General features: G+C 68.3%; 16 protein-coding genes. 6 read left to right on the top strand and 10 right to left on the bottom strand.

The features are described from left to right. The first annotated feature begins 22 nt into the window (after positions 1–22). On the top strand, positions 23–1,474 hold the full coding sequence (locus BEP68_RS03075) for a chaplin family protein (RefSeq protein WP_187249181.1): 1,452 nt from the start codon (positions 23–25) through the stop codon (positions 1,472–1,474). A 256-nt stretch (positions 1,475–1,730) separates the two neighbouring features. Here the strand turns inward: BEP68_RS03075 and rplI are convergent, their stop codons facing one another. The 4 genes from rplI to rpsF are packed head-to-tail and all read right to left on the bottom strand — an operon-like array spanning position 1,731 to position 3,383. After that, positions 1,731–2,183, bottom strand: coding sequence for a 50S ribosomal protein L9 (gene rplI, locus BEP68_RS03070; RefSeq protein WP_053098203.1), 453 nt, complete (start codon positions 2,181–2,183; stop codon positions 1,731–1,733). A gap of 11 nt (positions 2,184–2,194) precedes the next feature. Then, positions 2,195–2,449, bottom strand: coding sequence for a 30S ribosomal protein S18 (rpsR, locus tag BEP68_RS03065; protein WP_042541518.1), 255 nt, complete (start codon positions 2,447–2,449; stop codon positions 2,195–2,197). A gap of 50 nt (positions 2,450–2,499) precedes the next feature. Continuing rightward, complete coding sequence (locus BEP68_RS03060) at positions 2,500–3,009, bottom strand: single-stranded DNA-binding protein (protein ID WP_053098204.1); 510 nt, start codon at positions 3,007–3,009, stop codon at positions 2,500–2,502. A 5-nt stretch (positions 3,010–3,014) separates the two neighbouring features. Then, complete coding sequence (gene rpsF, locus BEP68_RS03055; RefSeq protein ID WP_029264265.1) at positions 3,015–3,383, bottom strand: 30S ribosomal protein S6; 369 nt, start codon at positions 3,381–3,383, stop codon at positions 3,015–3,017. A gap of 226 nt (positions 3,384–3,609) precedes the next feature. Here rpsF and BEP68_RS03050 point away from each other — a divergent pair, with 226 nt between their 5' ends. Further along, complete coding sequence (locus BEP68_RS03050; protein WP_230101270.1) at positions 3,610–4,323, top strand: hypothetical protein; 714 nt, start codon at positions 3,610–3,612, stop codon at positions 4,321–4,323. A 201-nt stretch (positions 4,324–4,524) separates the two neighbouring features. Here BEP68_RS03050 and BEP68_RS03045 read toward each other — a convergent pair whose 3' ends face one another. From BEP68_RS03045 to BEP68_RS03025, 5 genes are read right to left on the bottom strand one after another with little or no spacing between them, the layout of a single operon-like run. Then, positions 4,525–5,364: an ABC transporter ATP-binding protein gene (locus BEP68_RS03045; RefSeq protein WP_187249180.1), complete on the bottom strand. Its 840-nt coding sequence runs from the start codon at positions 5,362–5,364 to the stop codon at positions 4,525–4,527. Next, the gene (locus BEP68_RS03040; protein ID WP_083569412.1) at positions 5,357–6,232 is read right to left on the bottom strand and encodes an ABC transporter ATP-binding protein; all 876 of its coding nucleotides are present in this window, start codon (positions 6,230–6,232) and stop codon (positions 5,357–5,359) included. Before BEP68_RS03040 ends, BEP68_RS03045 begins: the two co-directional genes overlap by 8 nt. Further along, entirely contained in the window at positions 6,229–7,140 is a 912-nt protein-coding gene (locus BEP68_RS03035; RefSeq protein WP_053098207.1) for an ABC transporter permease, read from the bottom strand. Before BEP68_RS03035 ends, BEP68_RS03040 begins: the two co-directional genes overlap by 4 nt. Continuing rightward, positions 7,137–8,198, bottom strand: coding sequence for an ABC transporter permease (locus BEP68_RS03030; RefSeq protein ID WP_053098208.1), 1,062 nt, complete (start codon positions 8,196–8,198; stop codon positions 7,137–7,139). Before BEP68_RS03030 ends, BEP68_RS03035 begins: the two co-directional genes overlap by 4 nt. Before the next feature lie 13 nt (positions 8,199–8,211). Continuing rightward, complete coding sequence (locus tag BEP68_RS03025) at positions 8,212–9,798, bottom strand: ABC transporter substrate-binding protein (RefSeq protein ID WP_187249179.1); 1,587 nt, start codon at positions 9,796–9,798, stop codon at positions 8,212–8,214. Positions 9,799–9,947: 149 nt separating this feature from the next. On the opposite strand from BEP68_RS03025, the gene BEP68_RS03020 reads away from it, so the two are divergent. Further along, on the top strand, positions 9,948–10,535 hold the full coding sequence (locus tag BEP68_RS03020; protein WP_230101269.1) for an Lrp/AsnC family transcriptional regulator: 588 nt from the start codon (positions 9,948–9,950) through the stop codon (positions 10,533–10,535). A gap of 19 nt (positions 10,536–10,554) precedes the next feature. On the opposite strand, the gene BEP68_RS03015 is transcribed toward BEP68_RS03020, so the two are convergent. Further along, positions 10,555–10,914 carry a hypothetical protein gene (locus tag BEP68_RS03015; protein WP_230101268.1) on the bottom strand — a complete coding sequence of 120 codons (360 nt, stop codon included), beginning with the start codon at positions 10,912–10,914 and terminating at the stop codon, positions 10,555–10,557. 216 nt (positions 10,915–11,130) lie between these two features. Here BEP68_RS03015 and BEP68_RS03010 point away from each other — a divergent pair, with 216 nt between their 5' ends. The 3 genes from BEP68_RS03010 to BEP68_RS03000 all read left to right on the top strand — a co-directional run bounded on the left by BEP68_RS03010 (position 11,131) and on the right by BEP68_RS03000 (position 14,273). Continuing rightward, positions 11,131–12,093, top strand: a complete 963-nt coding sequence (locus BEP68_RS03010) for a hypothetical protein (RefSeq protein ID WP_261987669.1) — start codon at positions 11,131–11,133, stop codon at positions 12,091–12,093. Continuing rightward, positions 12,090–13,205 (top strand): hypothetical protein, encoded by a 1,116-nt coding sequence (locus BEP68_RS03005; RefSeq protein ID WP_187249177.1) that lies wholly within the window; start codon positions 12,090–12,092, stop codon positions 13,203–13,205. The genes BEP68_RS03010 and BEP68_RS03005 overlap by 4 nt, the downstream gene beginning before the upstream one ends. 372 nt (positions 13,206–13,577) lie before the next feature. Then, on the top strand, positions 13,578–14,273 hold the full coding sequence (locus tag BEP68_RS03000; RefSeq protein WP_187249176.1) for a DUF1684 domain-containing protein: 696 nt from the start codon (positions 13,578–13,580) through the stop codon (positions 14,271–14,273). Positions 14,274–14,296: the final 23 nt, after the last annotated feature.

Here is a 14,296-nt window from a genome sequence, read left to right as displayed (position 1 = left end):
TTCCAGTCAGGAGAAGGTCATCATGCGTACATACATCAAGCGGGCCCTGTGGGGCACGCTTCTCGCCGGCGGGATCACCCTGCTCGGCGCAACAGCCGCCAACGCGGCAGACACCTCAGGAGAAGACGGGCTGCTCTCGGGCACCCAAGCGGATGCGCCGATCTCGGTGCCCGTGACGGTCGTCGGCAACGCGGTCTCACTGCTCGGAGACACCTCCGCCCAGCAGACCTCGGCGCCCGCTTCGTCTCCGGCTCCCGCTCCCGCACCGGCCGCCACCACGAGTGGCGATTCCGGCACCGCATCGGGCACTCAGGCCGTCGTGGACGTCGTCGTGCCTGTCACGGTGACCGACAACGCGATCACCGTGCTCGGAGACTCGTCGAGCGACACGGCGGCCGCTCCGGCTGAGGCTCCCCAGGCCCCAGCTCCGGCTCCCGCTCCCGCTCCCGCTCCCGCGATCACGACGAACGGCGCCGACGGCGTCCTCTCGGGTACCCAGGCCCTGCTGGACGTCGACGTTCCGGTCACCGTCTCAGGCAACGCGATCACCGTGCTCGGCGACAGCGAGGCAACGGGCCAGGATGCTGCAGCACCGGCATCCTCGGACGGCGGCGGCGCGGGATCGACTGAGCCGACCACTTCGGGCGACGGCGGGGTCGCAGGCGGCACCCAGGTCGTCGCACCCGTCACCGCACCGATCGACGCCACCGGCAACGCCATCTCCATCCTCGGAGACAGCGAATCCACCGGCGGCACCGGCACCATCGGCACCCCGTCCGGAGGCAGCAGCACCGGAGCGGAGACGTCCGGAGACGACGGAATCGCGAGCGGCAGCCAGGTCGTCGCACCCATCACCGCACCGATCGACGTCACCGGCAACGCCATCTCCATCCTCGGAGACAGCGAATCCACCGGCGACACCAGCACCGGCACCGGCACCGCAGGAACCCCGACCACCGGCAGCACCACCACCGGAGACGACGGAATCCTCGGCGGCACCCAGGTCACCGCACCTGTCACTCTCCCGATCACGGTCGGTGGCAACTCCATCTCCGTGGTCGGCGAGAGCACGGTGACGCCGCCGACGACGGACCCGGGAACTGATCCCGGAACGGACCCGGGCACCGACCCCGGAACGGACCCGGGCACCGACCCCGGCACGGACCCGGGCACCGACCCCGGCACCGACCCGGGAACCGACCCCGGAACGAACCCCGGCACCGACCCCGGAACGAACCCCGGAGTCGACCCCGGAACCACCCCCGGAATCGGCATGAATCCCGGAACGGTGACAGCCGTCGGCACGGGCGCCACAGCAGCCGCTGCCGCGAGCGGCACAGCTGCGACGGCATCCGAGCCCATCGAGGGACTGGCCGCCACAGGTGGTTCGTCCTCGATCGCCTTCGTGTCGCTCGCCGCTCTCCTGCTCCTCCTCGGAGCGGGGATGCTGCGCCGCCGCCGTGTGACGGCGTAGCCGCAGACCCCGGCGGTGTCGACGTCCTCGGGGGAGGAGATGCGACACCGTCGGTGTGCGGGTCCCGCGACGCCCCGCGCAGGTTCCCAGACCTGCCCGCGTCGGCGATGCCGCACAGTTCACGGATGCCCCGCGTCCCCAGCGCGGGGCATCCGTCGTGCCCCGCCACTCCCCCGAGCGAGTGCGCCCCGACAACCCCGCACACGCAGAACGCCCCCTGTCCCGAAGGACAGGGGGCGTTCGAGAGCGTCGCGCCTTACTTGGCGGCGACGACCTGCAGCGTGATGACTGCGGTCACGTCGTCGTGCAGACGAACCGTGGCCTCGTGCTCACCGGTCGTCTTGATCGCCGACGGGATGTGCACCTTGCGCTTGTCGATCGAGCCGAGACCCGCGGCTGCGACAGCATCCGCGATGTGATCGGTCTTGACCGAACCGAAGAGACGACCCTCGTTGCCGGCCTTGACGGCCAGACGCACCTTGGTGTTCTCGAGGGAGTTCTTCAGTGCCACGGCCTCGTCGCGGTCGTGGATCGCGCGAGCCTGACGAGCAGCCTGGATCGAAGCGACCTGCTTTTCGCCACCGCGGGTCCACGCCGTAGCGAAGCCCTGGGGGATGAGGTAGTTGCGGGCGAACCCGTTCTTGACCTCGACCACGTCACCGGCGCTACCAAGCCCGGCGACCTCGTTCGTGAGAATCAGCTTTGCCATCTCGTTACCCCTTACCGGCCGGCGCCAGCGTAGGGCAGGAGTGCCATTTCGCGTGCGTTCTTGATCGCGGTGGCGATCAGACGCTGCTCCTGCACCGAAACACCGGTGATACGACGGGCACGGATCTTGCCGCGCTCCGAGACGAACTTACGGAGGGTGGAGACATCCTTGTAATCGATGACTCCGACCCGGATCGACTTCGCGGGAGCGGTGGGCTTGCCACCCTTCCGCGGCTTGCGGCGGTCGCCGCTCGACTTTCCAGCCATTGTTTTTCCTTAATTATGAGTCGGATGCCGAAGCATCCGGAGATCCTGTTTCAGAAGGGGGTGTCGTCACCGAAGCTGCCCGGAGTGCTCCAGGCATCTGCGCTGGTCGACGAGCCGGGCGTAGACCACGGCTCTTCCGACACCTGCTGCTGCTGTGCGGGACGGGACTGTCCGCCACCGCCACCGCCACCGGTCGACGCCGCACGGGTGACCTGCGCGGTCGCGTACCGAAGCGAGGGGCCGATCTCGTCGACCTCCAGCTCGATCGCGGTGCGCTGGTTGCCCTCGCGGTCCTGGTAGGAGCGCTGACGCAGACGGCCCTGCGCCATGACGCGCATGCCCTTGGTCAGCGAACCCGCCACGTGCTCGGCGAACTCGCGCCAGACCGACGCGCGGAGGAACAGCGCTTCGCCGTCCTTCCACTCGTTGGCGGCGCGGTCGAAGTTCCGAGGCGTCGAAGCGATGGTGAAGTTCGCCACCGGCAGTCCGTTCTGCGTGTAGCGCAGCTCGGGGTCGGCCGTGAGGTTGCCCACCACGGTGATGACTGTTTCGCCGGCCATCGGACTCAGGCCTTCGCAGCCTTGGCGGCCTTGCGGGCAGCCTTCTCTTCAGAGCGCTTGGCCTCCGAAGCGACCATCGCCTGAGCTTCCTCAGAGCGAAGGACCTTCGTGCGCATGATCTGCTCGTTCAGCTTCAGCTGACGGTCGAGCTCCTGCGTGGCCTCGCTGGTGGCGGTGAAGTTGACGACGGCGTAGATGCCCTCGTTCTTCTTCTGGATCTCGTAAGCCAGACGGCGCTTGCCCCAGATGTCGACCTTGTCAATCGAGCCACCATCGTTGGTGATGACCTTCAGGAACTTGTCGAGCGTAGGGGCGACCTGGCGCTCGTCGATCTCGGGGGTCAGAATGACCATGAGTTCGTACTGGTGCGTCACTTACCCACCTCCTTCGGACTAGAACGGCTTCCGGGACTTTCCCGGAAGCAGGAGGGTGTGTGCACGTCATCCGCCGAGCCACCCGAGTGGGTGCCTGATGGCAGACAACCTTGACAGTGTAGCGGAGAAACCTTCGGAGTGCCCCCACGCGCATCACCTCGCACTTGGCATGCTGGAATGCGTGCGTGCTGACTCTCAGTGCGCACACGACCGAAGGGGGAACGCCATGCGCGTCAACAAGTGGGGGGTCGGCATCGTCCTGGCCGCCACCGTACTGCTCACCGGGTGCACCGCGGGTGCCGAAGAGCCCGCCGATTCGGAGCCGACGTCGGCCGCCGAGGAGACGCCTGCGACCGACGGTGCCGCATCCGATTCCGACTGCCCCGAGCTGTCGGAGGGTGCGACGGTCGACGGAGCCGAGCTCGGCGCCTGCATCACCGAGGCGATGACCGACACCGCCGGCTATGCCGCCAAGACGTCGATCCTGGGCATGGACACCACCGCCCGGTTCAACCCCGAGACGGATGCCGTCGAGACGATCACGCCCATGGGCTCGCTCATCCTGATCGGCGACGACGCATGGGTGAAGACGCCGACGACCGAGTGGCAGGTCGCCGACCCGAACTCGAGCGACCCGATCGTCGCTGCTCTCAGCAGCGGTGCCGCCACGGCCGCGGGCACCGACCCGGCCACCGCCGCCGGCGCCCTCACCGGCGAGTTCACCGTCACCGGGACCGGCACGCGCCTGGGTCAGGACGTGTACCTCGTGAGCGGCACGTCCGAGGCGCAGGGCGTCGCCGTCGACGTCGTCTTCGAGGTCACCGAGGACTACGTCGTGCTGGCCACGAGCGGCAGCACCGAGGCCGCGGGCCAGATGATCGAGACCTCTCTCGAGATCACCGAGTGGGACGTCGAGCAGGACATCGTCGCCCCGCTCTGAACCACGAGCGGATGCTGCGGGCCGGGGCTGACGCCTCGGCCCGCAGTGCGTTCCGGGTCGACTCCTGTCGGCATGGATCGGCGATGGGGCCGGCGATGGGGTCGGCGATTCGGAGGAGATCTGCGATCGGGAGGAGCATCCGGCTCGGAGCATCCTCCCGTCCGCGGATCTCCTCCCGAACGACTGAGCCGACAGCGCGGCTCAGTCGAGGACGGGGGCGATCTCCGACCAGACGGTCCGCTCGTTCGTCGAGGGGGCGACCGGGATGCGGCCCGCACCGTCGGGCTCGGGGATCGCAGCGAGCAGGGCCTGGGTGTACGGATGCTGCGGCGCAGACCACACACGGTCGGTGGCCCCGGCTTCGAGCACCCGCCCGGCGAACATCACGAAGGTGCGGTCCGCGATGCGGCGGACCACGGCGAGGTCGTGCGAGATGAACAGCATCCCCGCGCCGGATTCCGCGACGAGGTCTCGCATGAGCCCCGCGACGCTGGTCTGGGTCGATGCGTCCAGGGCCGAGATCGGCTCGTCGGCGACGAGCAGCGACGGCCGCGCGGCGAGCGCTCGTGCGATCGCGAGTCGCTGCTTCTGCCCGCCCGAGAACTGGTGCGGGAATCGCGTCGCGACTTCGGTCGACAGGCCGACGCGGTCGAGCCACTCGGCGACCGTCGACCCTTCGGCACCCCGAGCCCGAGCCGTAGCGATGCCGTCGGCGATCTGATCGCCCACGCGGCGACGAGGGTTCAGCGAGGTCGACGGATCCTGGAACACCATCTGGATGCCGGTGAGCGCCAGGTCGCGTCGACGGATGCCGAGCGGCTTCACGGGAGCGTCACGGAAGCGCACCTCTCCCCCGGCGAGCTTCTCGATGCCGACGACCGCGCGGGCGAGGCTCGACTTGCCGCTGCCGGATTCGCCCACGAGCGCGACGGTCTCTCCGGGGGCGACGGTCAGCGAGACGCCGTCGACGGCGACCACCGGAGGACTCCCGGGGTAGCGCACGACGACGCCCTGCGCGTCGAGGACGGCGACTTCACTCATCTCGGGCCTCCTCTTCGGCATCCTGCACTGCCGACTCCGGCAGCACCGGATCGAGCAGCGCGGGATCCGCGTCGGCGGTCGCGATCTTCGACCCCGGCAGCGCCGCGAGCAGCGTGCGAGTGTATTCGTGCTGCGGGTCGCGGAACAGCGTCTCGCGGTCGGCCCGCTCGACGATCTGCCCGTTCTTCATCACGGCGACCTCGTCGGCGATCGCGCTCATGACGCCCAGGTCGTGGGTGACGAGCAGCACAGCGAGGTTGCGCTCGGTCGCGAGGTCGCGCAGCAGCCGCAGGATGCCGGCCTGCACCGTGACGTCGAGTGCGGTGGTCGGCTCATCGGCCAGCAGCACCTCGGGGTCGCACGCGAGGGCGCACGCGATCGCGATGCGCTGGCGCTGTCCGCCGGAGAACTGGTGCGGATAGCGCTTCAGCGCAGCATCCGGGTTCGGCACCTGCACGGTCTCGAGCAGTTCGATGGCCCGAGCCTTCGCCGCCTCGCCTCGCAGTCCGAGGTGCACGCGCATGTGATCCGTGAGCTGGCGGCCGATCGGCAGCTGCGGGTGCAGCGACGCCGAGGGGTCCTGGAAGATCATCGCGATGCGCCTGCCGCGGATGCGGTTGAGCGCCCGCCGGCGCATGCCCACCAGCTCCTCCCCCGCGAGCGTGATCGATCCGCCCGTGCGTGCCTGCCGGGGCAGGAGTCCGAGGACGGCCAACGAGGTGAGCGTCTTGCCCGATCCTGACTCGCCGGCGAGACCGTGGATGCGTCCGGCCTCGAGGTCGAGAGAGATGCCGTGCACGAGAGGACGACCGATGTCGATCGTCAGGTCGCGGATGCTCAGAGCACTCGTGGGGGCCGAAGCGCTCATGCTGCCGCTCCCTTCGCGGAGGCCACATGCTCGGCTTGCTTCTCGTGGGTGACCTCGGCCGTCGGGTCGAGGATGTCGCGCATCGCATCCCCCAGGAAGTTGAATGCCAGCACCACCGTGAGGATCGCGAGTCCCGGGAAGACTCCGAGCCACCACGCGTCGAAGTTCTGCATGGCCGCCGAGATCATGGAGCCCCATTCGGCGGTCGGCGGCTGCGCGCCGAGACCGAGGAACGAGAGTCCGGACAGCAGCAGGATCGCGGCGCCGATGTCGAGCGTCGCGAGCACCAGCACGGGGCCGGCGATGTTCGGGAGGATGTCGATGAACAGCGTCCGCAGCGGCGAGTGGCCGAGCAGGCGGCCTGCGATCACGTAGTTCTGGCCGCGGAGGCCCAGCACGATGCTGCGGGTGACTCGCGAGTACTGCGGCCACGAGACGACGATCGCCGCGATCACCGCGTTGAACAGCGACGGGCCGAGGGATGCCGCCACCACCATCGCGAGGATGACGGTCGGGAACGCCATGAACAGGTCGGTGATGCGCATCAGCGTCTCGTCGACCCAGCCGCCGAAGTACCCGGCGACGGCGCCGACCACGGTGCCGATGATCATCGCGGCGATCACGAGCATGAGCGCGAGCGGCAGGCTCACCGTCGCACCCGTCATCAGACGCGAGAAGATGTCGCGGCCGTTGCCGTCGGTGCCGAGCAGAGTGTCGATGCCCGGCGCCTGCAGTCGTGGCAGCACCTGAGCGTTGGGGCCGTACGGCACCCACCACTGCGCGGTGAAGGCGACGATGATCCAGGCGCCCGCGATCACGGTGCCGATCACGCCGAGGGGCGTGCGCCAGGCGCGCGGCCAGCGGAAGCGGAACCGCCAGGGGCCGGATGCCGAGTCGATGCGGCTCATGCGATCCTCACTCTCGGGTCGAGGACGCCGTAGAGCAGGTCGACGACGAAGTTGATGAGGAGGTAGATGAACCCGACGACCAGGCCGACGCCCATGATGCCGGGCAGGTCGAGGTTGGCTGCCGAGTTGTAGGCGTAGGTGCCCAGGCCGGGCCAGGCGAACACCGACTCGACGAGTACGGTGCCCGAGAGCAGGGATCCGAAGGCGACGCCGACGACCGTGAGGATCGGGAGGGATGCCCCGCGCAGGACGTAGTCGAGGATCACGCGCATCGCCGGAAGGCCCTTGGCCCGGGCAGCACGCACGTAGTCGCTGCCCAGCACCTCGAGCACGGAGGTGCGGATGAAGCGGGTGAGCAGGCCGATCGTCACGAGCGACAGCACCATCACCGGCAGCGCCAGGTGGGCGAGCGCGTCGGCGAATCCGACACCGTCTCCGTTGAGGAGGTAGTCGACCGTGTAGAGCCCGGTGATGCGGGGCGGCGGCGTGATCGACGGCGAGATGCGACCCGAGCCGGGGGCGATGCGCAGCTCGAGGAAGAACACGTAGAAGCTGACCAGCGCGAGCCAGAACGTCGGCACGCTCAGACCGATCAGCGTCACGATGCGGATCACCTGATCGGTGACGAGTCCGCGCCGGTAGGCGGCGAGGGTGCCGAGCACGACGCTGACCGCGAGGCTGAGGATGATGGCGCCGATCGCGATCTCGATCGTCGCCGGCACCGCGGTGGCCAGGTCGCTGGTGACCGGTCGCCCGGTCACCAGCGATGTGCCGAGGTCTCCGCGAAGGAGATTCCCCATGTAGATGAAGTACTGCACGAACAGCGGCTGATCGAGGCCCTGGGCCTTGATGAACGCCTCGCGCGTCTCGGGATTCTGCGATGCTCCCTCACCCAGTGCCGCCGACACGGGGTCGCCGGGCACGAGGTTCGTCAGTGCGAAGGTCACGATCGTGACCCCCACGAGAAGGAGCAGCGAAGTGCCGATCCGGCGAAGCAGGTATCCGACGAGCGGCGACCTGCGACGCTGTGCTTGCCGTCGCACGGCCACCGTCGTCATGAGTCAGCTCCGATCAGCCGGCAGGCGTGATCTCGGCGATGTCCATCTCCCACACCGAGTTGTACACGGCGCCGGTGACGGCATCCGCCGTGGCGATGTTGCGACCGGGGACGATCAGCGGAACGAAGGGACCCTCGGTCTGCATCGCCTCGGCGAACGAGGTGAAGGCCTCGCTGCGCTGGGCCTCATCGGTAGCGGCGGCAGCACCGGCTGCGATGCCTGCGATCTCGGGGTTCGCCTCAGCCGCCCAGCCGGCACGCAGGCCGACCTTCAGACCGGGAGCGAACGGAAGGAAGTTCGCCGAGTCGGCGTAGTCGGGGCCCCAGAACCACAGGCCGAAGCCCTCGGTGCCGTTGACGTACGCGTCGAGCTCGGTGGCGAACGGGGCAGGCGCGAGTTCGACGGCGATGCCGGCATCCTCGAGCTGAGCCTGGACGCGCTCGGCGAGCGGGGTGAACTCCACACCGCCGACCGGGTAGTCGTTCGGGAACTGCAGCTTCAGGGTCTGACCCGTGTAGCCGGCCTCGGCCAGAGCAGCCTTCGACTTGTCGAGGTCCTGCTCCACACCGCTGTCGAGGGCGCCCTCGAATCCGGGCGGGATCACTCCGGTCGCCTGCACGGCGCCGGCACCCGCGAGCTCGAGCAGCGCGTCGTAGTCGAGCGCGTAGCGGATCGCCTCGGCGATCTTGACGTTCGCGAGCTCGCCCGCGACGGCCTCGGACTGGTTGAGCAGCAGGAAGATCGTCTGGCCCGACGGCACCGACTCGACGTTCAGTCCGTCGCCGAGGCCCGAGACCTGGTCGCCGTTGAGGTCCATCGCGACCATCGAGTCGCCGCCCTTGAGGTTCGCGAGCTGCGTCGCGCTCTCCGAGACGTTGCGCACGACGACACGGGCGTATTCAGACTCTTCGTCGCCGTTGTACTCGTCGCTCTTGGTCAGCACGACCTGCGACGAGAGGTCGAGGGTGTCGAGCACGAACGGTCCAGAGCCGGCGGAGGTTCCGTCGAGGAACTCCTGTGCGCTGTCGGTGCCGTCGGTGGTTCCGCCGTTCTCGATCACGACGTCGGAGTTGACGATGCCGAGCGCCGGGTTCGCGAGGATCGCGGGCAGCTGCAGCAGCGGCGTCTCGGAGGTGATCGAGATCGTCTTCTCGTCGACCTCGGTGATGGTCAGACCGCCCAGGAGGAAGTTCGGCTTGGCATCGGTCATGCCCTGGATGCGCTGCAGGGTGAAGACGACGTCCTTCGCCTCGATCGGCGAGCCGTCGGAGAAGACGCGGTCCCCCTCGAGCATGAACGTGAACTCGGTCGCCTCGTCGTTCTGCTCCCACGATGCGAGGCCGGGGACGGGGGTCGAGACGTCGGAGCCCTCGAAGTCGACGAGCGTCTCGTAGAGCGCCTTGGCGATCATGTTGCCGGTCGGGTCGTAGGTGTGACCCGGGTCGGCGGTCTCGATCGAGAACGCGGTGTCGATGACGAGCGAGTCGGAACCGGAGGATTCTCCGCCGTTGTTCGCCGAGTTGCCACCGGAGCAACCAGCGAGGGCGAAGAGAGCGACGGCTCCGATCGCGATGACGGACGTGCTGCGACGTGACGACATATGGGCCTCCAGGGGCGAGGAGTTTCATCGGGTTCGGTCGACGCCGGGTGGACGACCGGTGATCAGATTCGCATTGTATGGGACTATGTGTCCAGCAAGAATGCAGACGTCATCACAGTCTGTCCAAGACCCCGCCCGTGAGGAGCATTGTGTCCACCAAGAGCGACGAAGCCACGAGGCAATCTGGACGAAGTGCCGCCCCACTGGACGACATCGGATACAGAATCCTCGAGACACTGCGTGATAACGGTCGTATCTCGATCGCCGCACTGGCCGAGACCGTCGGGATCTCGCGGGCCAACGCCTATACCCGCGTCGAGACGCTGATGCAGGACGGAGTGATCACGGGATTCAGCGCCCGCGTCGACCAGTCGAAGGCCGGGCTGTCGATCGGTGCGCTGGTCTTCGTCACCGTGCACCCGCAGGCCTGGGCGTCGTTCCGCGAGAGCGTGCTCGAGATGCCCGATGTCGAGTGGTGCGCCATCACCACCGGCGAGCACGACGCCATGCTGCTGATCCGTGCGGTCGACGTGAGCGGCGTGCACGAGTTCACGACGGGTGTCATCGCGCAGCTGCCCGAGGTGCGCACGGTCGTCAGCGTGGTCGTGCTCGACGAGGTCATCCGCCGGTCGTTCCTGCTGCCGAGCGACCTGCCCGAGCGCGACCTGGCCACACCGCTGGGCATGACGCGGTGGACGCCGGCGACGCCGGGCCGAGACATGCTCCCGCCACGCTGACCCGCGGCGGAACGAGCCGTCAGGCGGCTGCGGGCTCTTCGCAGACGCTGAGCTGCGGCAGTCCGTGCATCTCGTAGTGCTCGACGAGGCGGATGCGACCGTCATCCGTGAGCTCGAGCCGGCTCTCCCCGTCTCCGGTCACGACGGTGCCGTCGGAGACGAGCACGTGCACGAACGAGACCCAGATGGTGTCGCCGGTGCGGGTGCCGACGAAGCGCCCGAAGGTGACGGTGTCACCGGAGTAGTCGCCCCAGATCGCCCCGTCCTTCTCCCAGTACACGAACTCGCTGGGCGATTCGGGATCCACGGCCGAGGTGGTCGACGAGACCATCAGGAACCGGCGGCCGTCGAGGGAGGGGATGGTTGCAGTCGTGCTCACCCTCCGATTATGGAGGGGGTGGCGGCGACTCTCATCTCGCCTCGTGAACCGTCTGGGTCGGCCGCCGGACGGGCGCGCGGAGCGAGACGAATTCCCCAGAGAGGCTCCCCGGCGCGCCCTTTCGTCTGACCACACGATCGGGGTCGAGGTGCCGCATCGCCGTCGAGACCTCGGGAGTCGGGAAGGCCCCCGGGTACCGTGGGTCGCATGCACTGGATGCCTGACACCTCTGCCGGAGACTGGCTGCGCGAGCGTCTCGACGACCCCTGGAACTCGACGATGCACGCCGTGGTGCCGCACGGCTTCCCCGCGTATGCGCGCATCCTGCACCCTGCGATCGTGCGATCGCTCCCCGACCGACCGGTGCCGACCTACGACGACTACGACCGGATGCCGGAGGCCGAGCGACAGTCGCTCCTCGATCGGTTCATCGATGAACCGGCGACATGGGCGCAGACGGCCGCCGCCTTCGGCACGACGCTGCATCCTCTCGCTCAATGGCAGCGGATCGTGCGCACTCCGCCGGAGACCGACTGGAATGCGCGGATCTCCCCCGACGGGCGCGAGTTCACCGCGCCGATGGACGGCGTCGTCTCGCCTGAGGTGCTCGCGACCGTCGTGGGTCATCTCGTCGCGCATACCGCGACGCCGGATGCCGGATTCGCCGCGCTCTGGGAGGGCACGGGCGGGCTGCTGGGTCACCTCGGACACGGCCCCTCGCGCACCTTCCTCACGTTCGACGACGACCCGAACCACCGGGCGATGCTCGACCGCAGCATCCGCGATCCGCTCAACAACGCGTTCCGCAAGCCGACGTGGCAGGAGGGCATCCTGTCGCGCGAGGTCTCGGAGGGTCCGCGGCTGCAGCTGCGGGACCGCGATCACGTGCTGTTCCGTGGTGCGCCGAGCACGTTCGCGCGTCGGGACTGGGTGCTCGACGTGCCGTGGCGGGATCGCGAGTCCGAGGAGCACGGGTTCGCGCCGGCCGCGCAGAGCCCCAGCATCCTGTGGCCCGACGATCACGCCTGGGTGCTCGTCACCGAGGTCGACTACGACTCGACGATCATCGCGGGGTCCGCCGAGCTGATCGCCGAGCTCATCGCCGACGACCTCCTCGAGGTCTTCGCCATCCCCGAGAACGCCGAACTCACGTGGGACTCCGACGAGGTGAACCGATGACGGCACCGCAGCCGGCCGCATCGTTCGACGCCCGCCCGCTCACCGATCCCGTCGACGCCCGGGCCGTCAGCACCTTCAACGCCGAGCTGCGCTCGCGGGGCAAGATGGGCGGCTCGGCCACGACGATCGTGGCCCTCGTGATCTTCGGCATCGCGTTCCTCGCGGCCATGACGGTCGTCGGCGCGACGATGGTCTCGCTGCTCACCGACGCAGGGTCGTCGTCGTTCGCCGGCATCGGGATCCTCGTCGCCGCGGTCGTCGGGATCACGATCGCCACCGTCGGCTGGCGCCGATCCCGCATCGCGCGGTACCGCCTCGACGCATTCGCCCGGGCGAACGGCATGACGTACGAGGCCAGGGTCGCCGATCCTGCCCTTCCGGGCATGCTGTTCGGCCTCGGACGCTCCCGAGAAGCCACCGATCTCGTGCGAGGCGCGAGGCCTCGCTTCGTCGAGTTCGGCAACTACCGATACACGACCGGGTCGGGGAAGAACTCGACCACCCACCGCTGGGGCTACGTCGCCGTCAAGCTCGATGTGCCCCTGCCGAACATCGTGCTCGACGCCAAGGGCAACAACGGCTTCGGGTCGAATCTGCCCGCGTCGTTCCAGCGCGAGCAGCGCCTCTCGCTGGAGGGCGACTTCGATCAGTACTTCACGCTGTACTGCCCCGAGGGGTACGAGCGTGACGCGCTGTATCTGTTCACGCCCGACATCATGGCCAGGTTCATCGACAATGCCGCCGAGCTCGATGTCGAGATCGTCGACGACTGGATGTTCCTCTATACACAGCGCAAGGCGTCGACCCTCGACCCTGCGACCTGGGCGTGGCTGTTCGGAGCCGTCGGCGCCTTGATGACGAAGCTCGATCAGTGGGAGCGCTGGCGCGATGAGCGTCTGCGGCTCGAGAGTGCGGCTCCGGCGTCTCCGTCGCCCGCCCTCGCACCGGTGGGCGCGTCCGCGAGTCTGCCCTTCGCTCCGCCGGCCGGTCTTCTCGCTCCCCCGCCAGGAGTCGCGCGTGAGGGACGCCGGCTGAAGCGCAGCTTCCAGTGGGTGCCGATCGTGTTCCTCGTCGGCTTCGCACTGATCTGGTTCTGGTTCAGGTCGTTCTGAGGGAACCCCCGAGGGTGGGTTGTGGGGGTGGGTGCTGACTGGGGATCAGCGCTCCCACCCCATCCCCCCTCGGGATCAGAAGAAGATCTGACTCTCCCTCCGCAGGACGGTCGAACCGTCCACGCGCGGGTCAGCTGGGGACTGACGACTCTGCGCGTATATCAGTAATGGTATACCGGTATACGTTGCATTCCATTGCGTCCGAGAGACTCGACCGAACACGTTGCATCCGGTCCAGAAACGTGCGAAATGAGGGTCCGGGGCGCCTTTCCGACACCGCATTCGTGCATGCCCTCCTGGCACCGTGATCTCCGTTACCCAGAGTGACGCGTCCGGCCCCACCCCCGTCTGCATGCAAGAGAATGGAAGGTGATGTCTGAACTCGAAGATCACACCCAGTGGCAGGCCGATCGCCGCGCCTCCGTCACCTCTGCGACCGGCAACCTCACGCTGATCGAGACCCGCTGGACGGGCGAGGCTCCCGATCTGGATGCCGAGCGGCATGCCGCATCCGACACGGTGACCGTGACGCCGATCCAGCGCACGAACATCGAGACCGGGGAGGCCGAGCACGGGCTGCGCGTGTGGGATGCCGAGTCCCCCGCCATCCGCGCCTTCGACCGCATCGACACATACGAGTACGACCCGGCATGGGTTCTCGAGGGACACTTCACGCCGGTCTCCGGCGATCGTCGGGTGTCGTTCGAGCACATCCGCGACAACGGCGGCACGCGTGAGCTCGTCGTCCCCGGCGACATCCACTTCGTGCTCGACGGCCGCGCGTACGACCTTGCGGCCTTCGACGACGGCGGCACGCTGCTGCTCGTCTTCGGCGACGAGACGAACGGTTCCGAGACCTACGGATCCGGCCGCTTCCTCTTCGTAGAGCTCCGTGACGACGAGGGCACCGTGGTGCTCGACTTCAACCGCGCCTTCGTGCCGCCGTGCGGATTCAGCGCCCAGTACAACTGCCCGCTGCCGCCGGCATCCAACCGCTTCCCCCTGCCTATCCGAGCAGGCGAGAAGAACGTCGTCTTCCGCGACGGCTTCGACATCTACGCGGCGTGACGCCGCGCACCCTCACCCTGGAG

The sequence above is a fragment of the Microbacterium sp. 4-7 genome (assembly GCF_014332665.1).
Classification (GTDB): Bacteria; Actinomycetota; Actinomycetes; order Actinomycetales; family Microbacteriaceae; genus Microbacterium.
Note: the sequence above shows the minus strand (reverse complement) of the source record. Positions and strands in the feature narration are given on the sequence as shown.

Coding starts and splice junctions, on each gene's coding strand:
- BEP68_RS03030 (WP_053098208.1), bottom strand. CDS start 8,198: ATGACGACGGTGGCCGTGCGACGGCAAGCACAGCGTCGCAGGTCGCCG.
- BEP68_RS03000 (WP_187249176.1), top strand. CDS start 13,578: ATGTCTGAACTCGAAGATCACACCCAGTGGCAGGCCGATCGCCGCGCC.
- BEP68_RS03025 (WP_187249179.1), bottom strand. CDS start 9,798: ATGTCGTCACGTCGCAGCACGTCCGTCATCGCGATCGGAGCCGTCGCT.
- BEP68_RS03035 (WP_053098207.1), bottom strand. CDS start 7,140: ATGAGCCGCATCGACTCGGCATCCGGCCCCTGGCGGTTCCGCTTCCGC.
- BEP68_RS03060 (WP_053098204.1), bottom strand. CDS start 3,009: ATGGCCGGCGAAACAGTCATCACCGTGGTGGGCAACCTCACGGCCGAC.
- BEP68_RS03075 (WP_187249181.1), top strand. CDS start 23: ATGCGTACATACATCAAGCGGGCCCTGTGGGGCACGCTTCTCGCCGGC.
- BEP68_RS03010 (WP_261987669.1), top strand. CDS start 11,131: ATGCCTGACACCTCTGCCGGAGACTGGCTGCGCGAGCGTCTCGACGAC.
- BEP68_RS03040 (WP_083569412.1), bottom strand. CDS start 6,232: ATGAGCGCTTCGGCCCCCACGAGTGCTCTGAGCATCCGCGACCTGACG.
- BEP68_RS03045 (WP_187249180.1), bottom strand. CDS start 5,364: ATGAGTGAAGTCGCCGTCCTCGACGCGCAGGGCGTCGTCGTGCGCTAC.
- BEP68_RS03005 (WP_187249177.1), top strand. CDS start 12,090: ATGACGGCACCGCAGCCGGCCGCATCGTTCGACGCCCGCCCGCTCACC.
- rplI (WP_053098203.1), bottom strand. CDS start 2,183: ATGGCAAAGCTGATTCTCACGAACGAGGTCGCCGGGCTTGGTAGCGCC.
- rpsR (WP_042541518.1), bottom strand. CDS start 2,449: ATGGCTGGAAAGTCGAGCGGCGACCGCCGCAAGCCGCGGAAGGGTGGC.
- BEP68_RS03050 (WP_230101270.1), top strand. CDS start 3,610: ATGCGCGTCAACAAGTGGGGGGTCGGCATCGTCCTGGCCGCCACCGTA.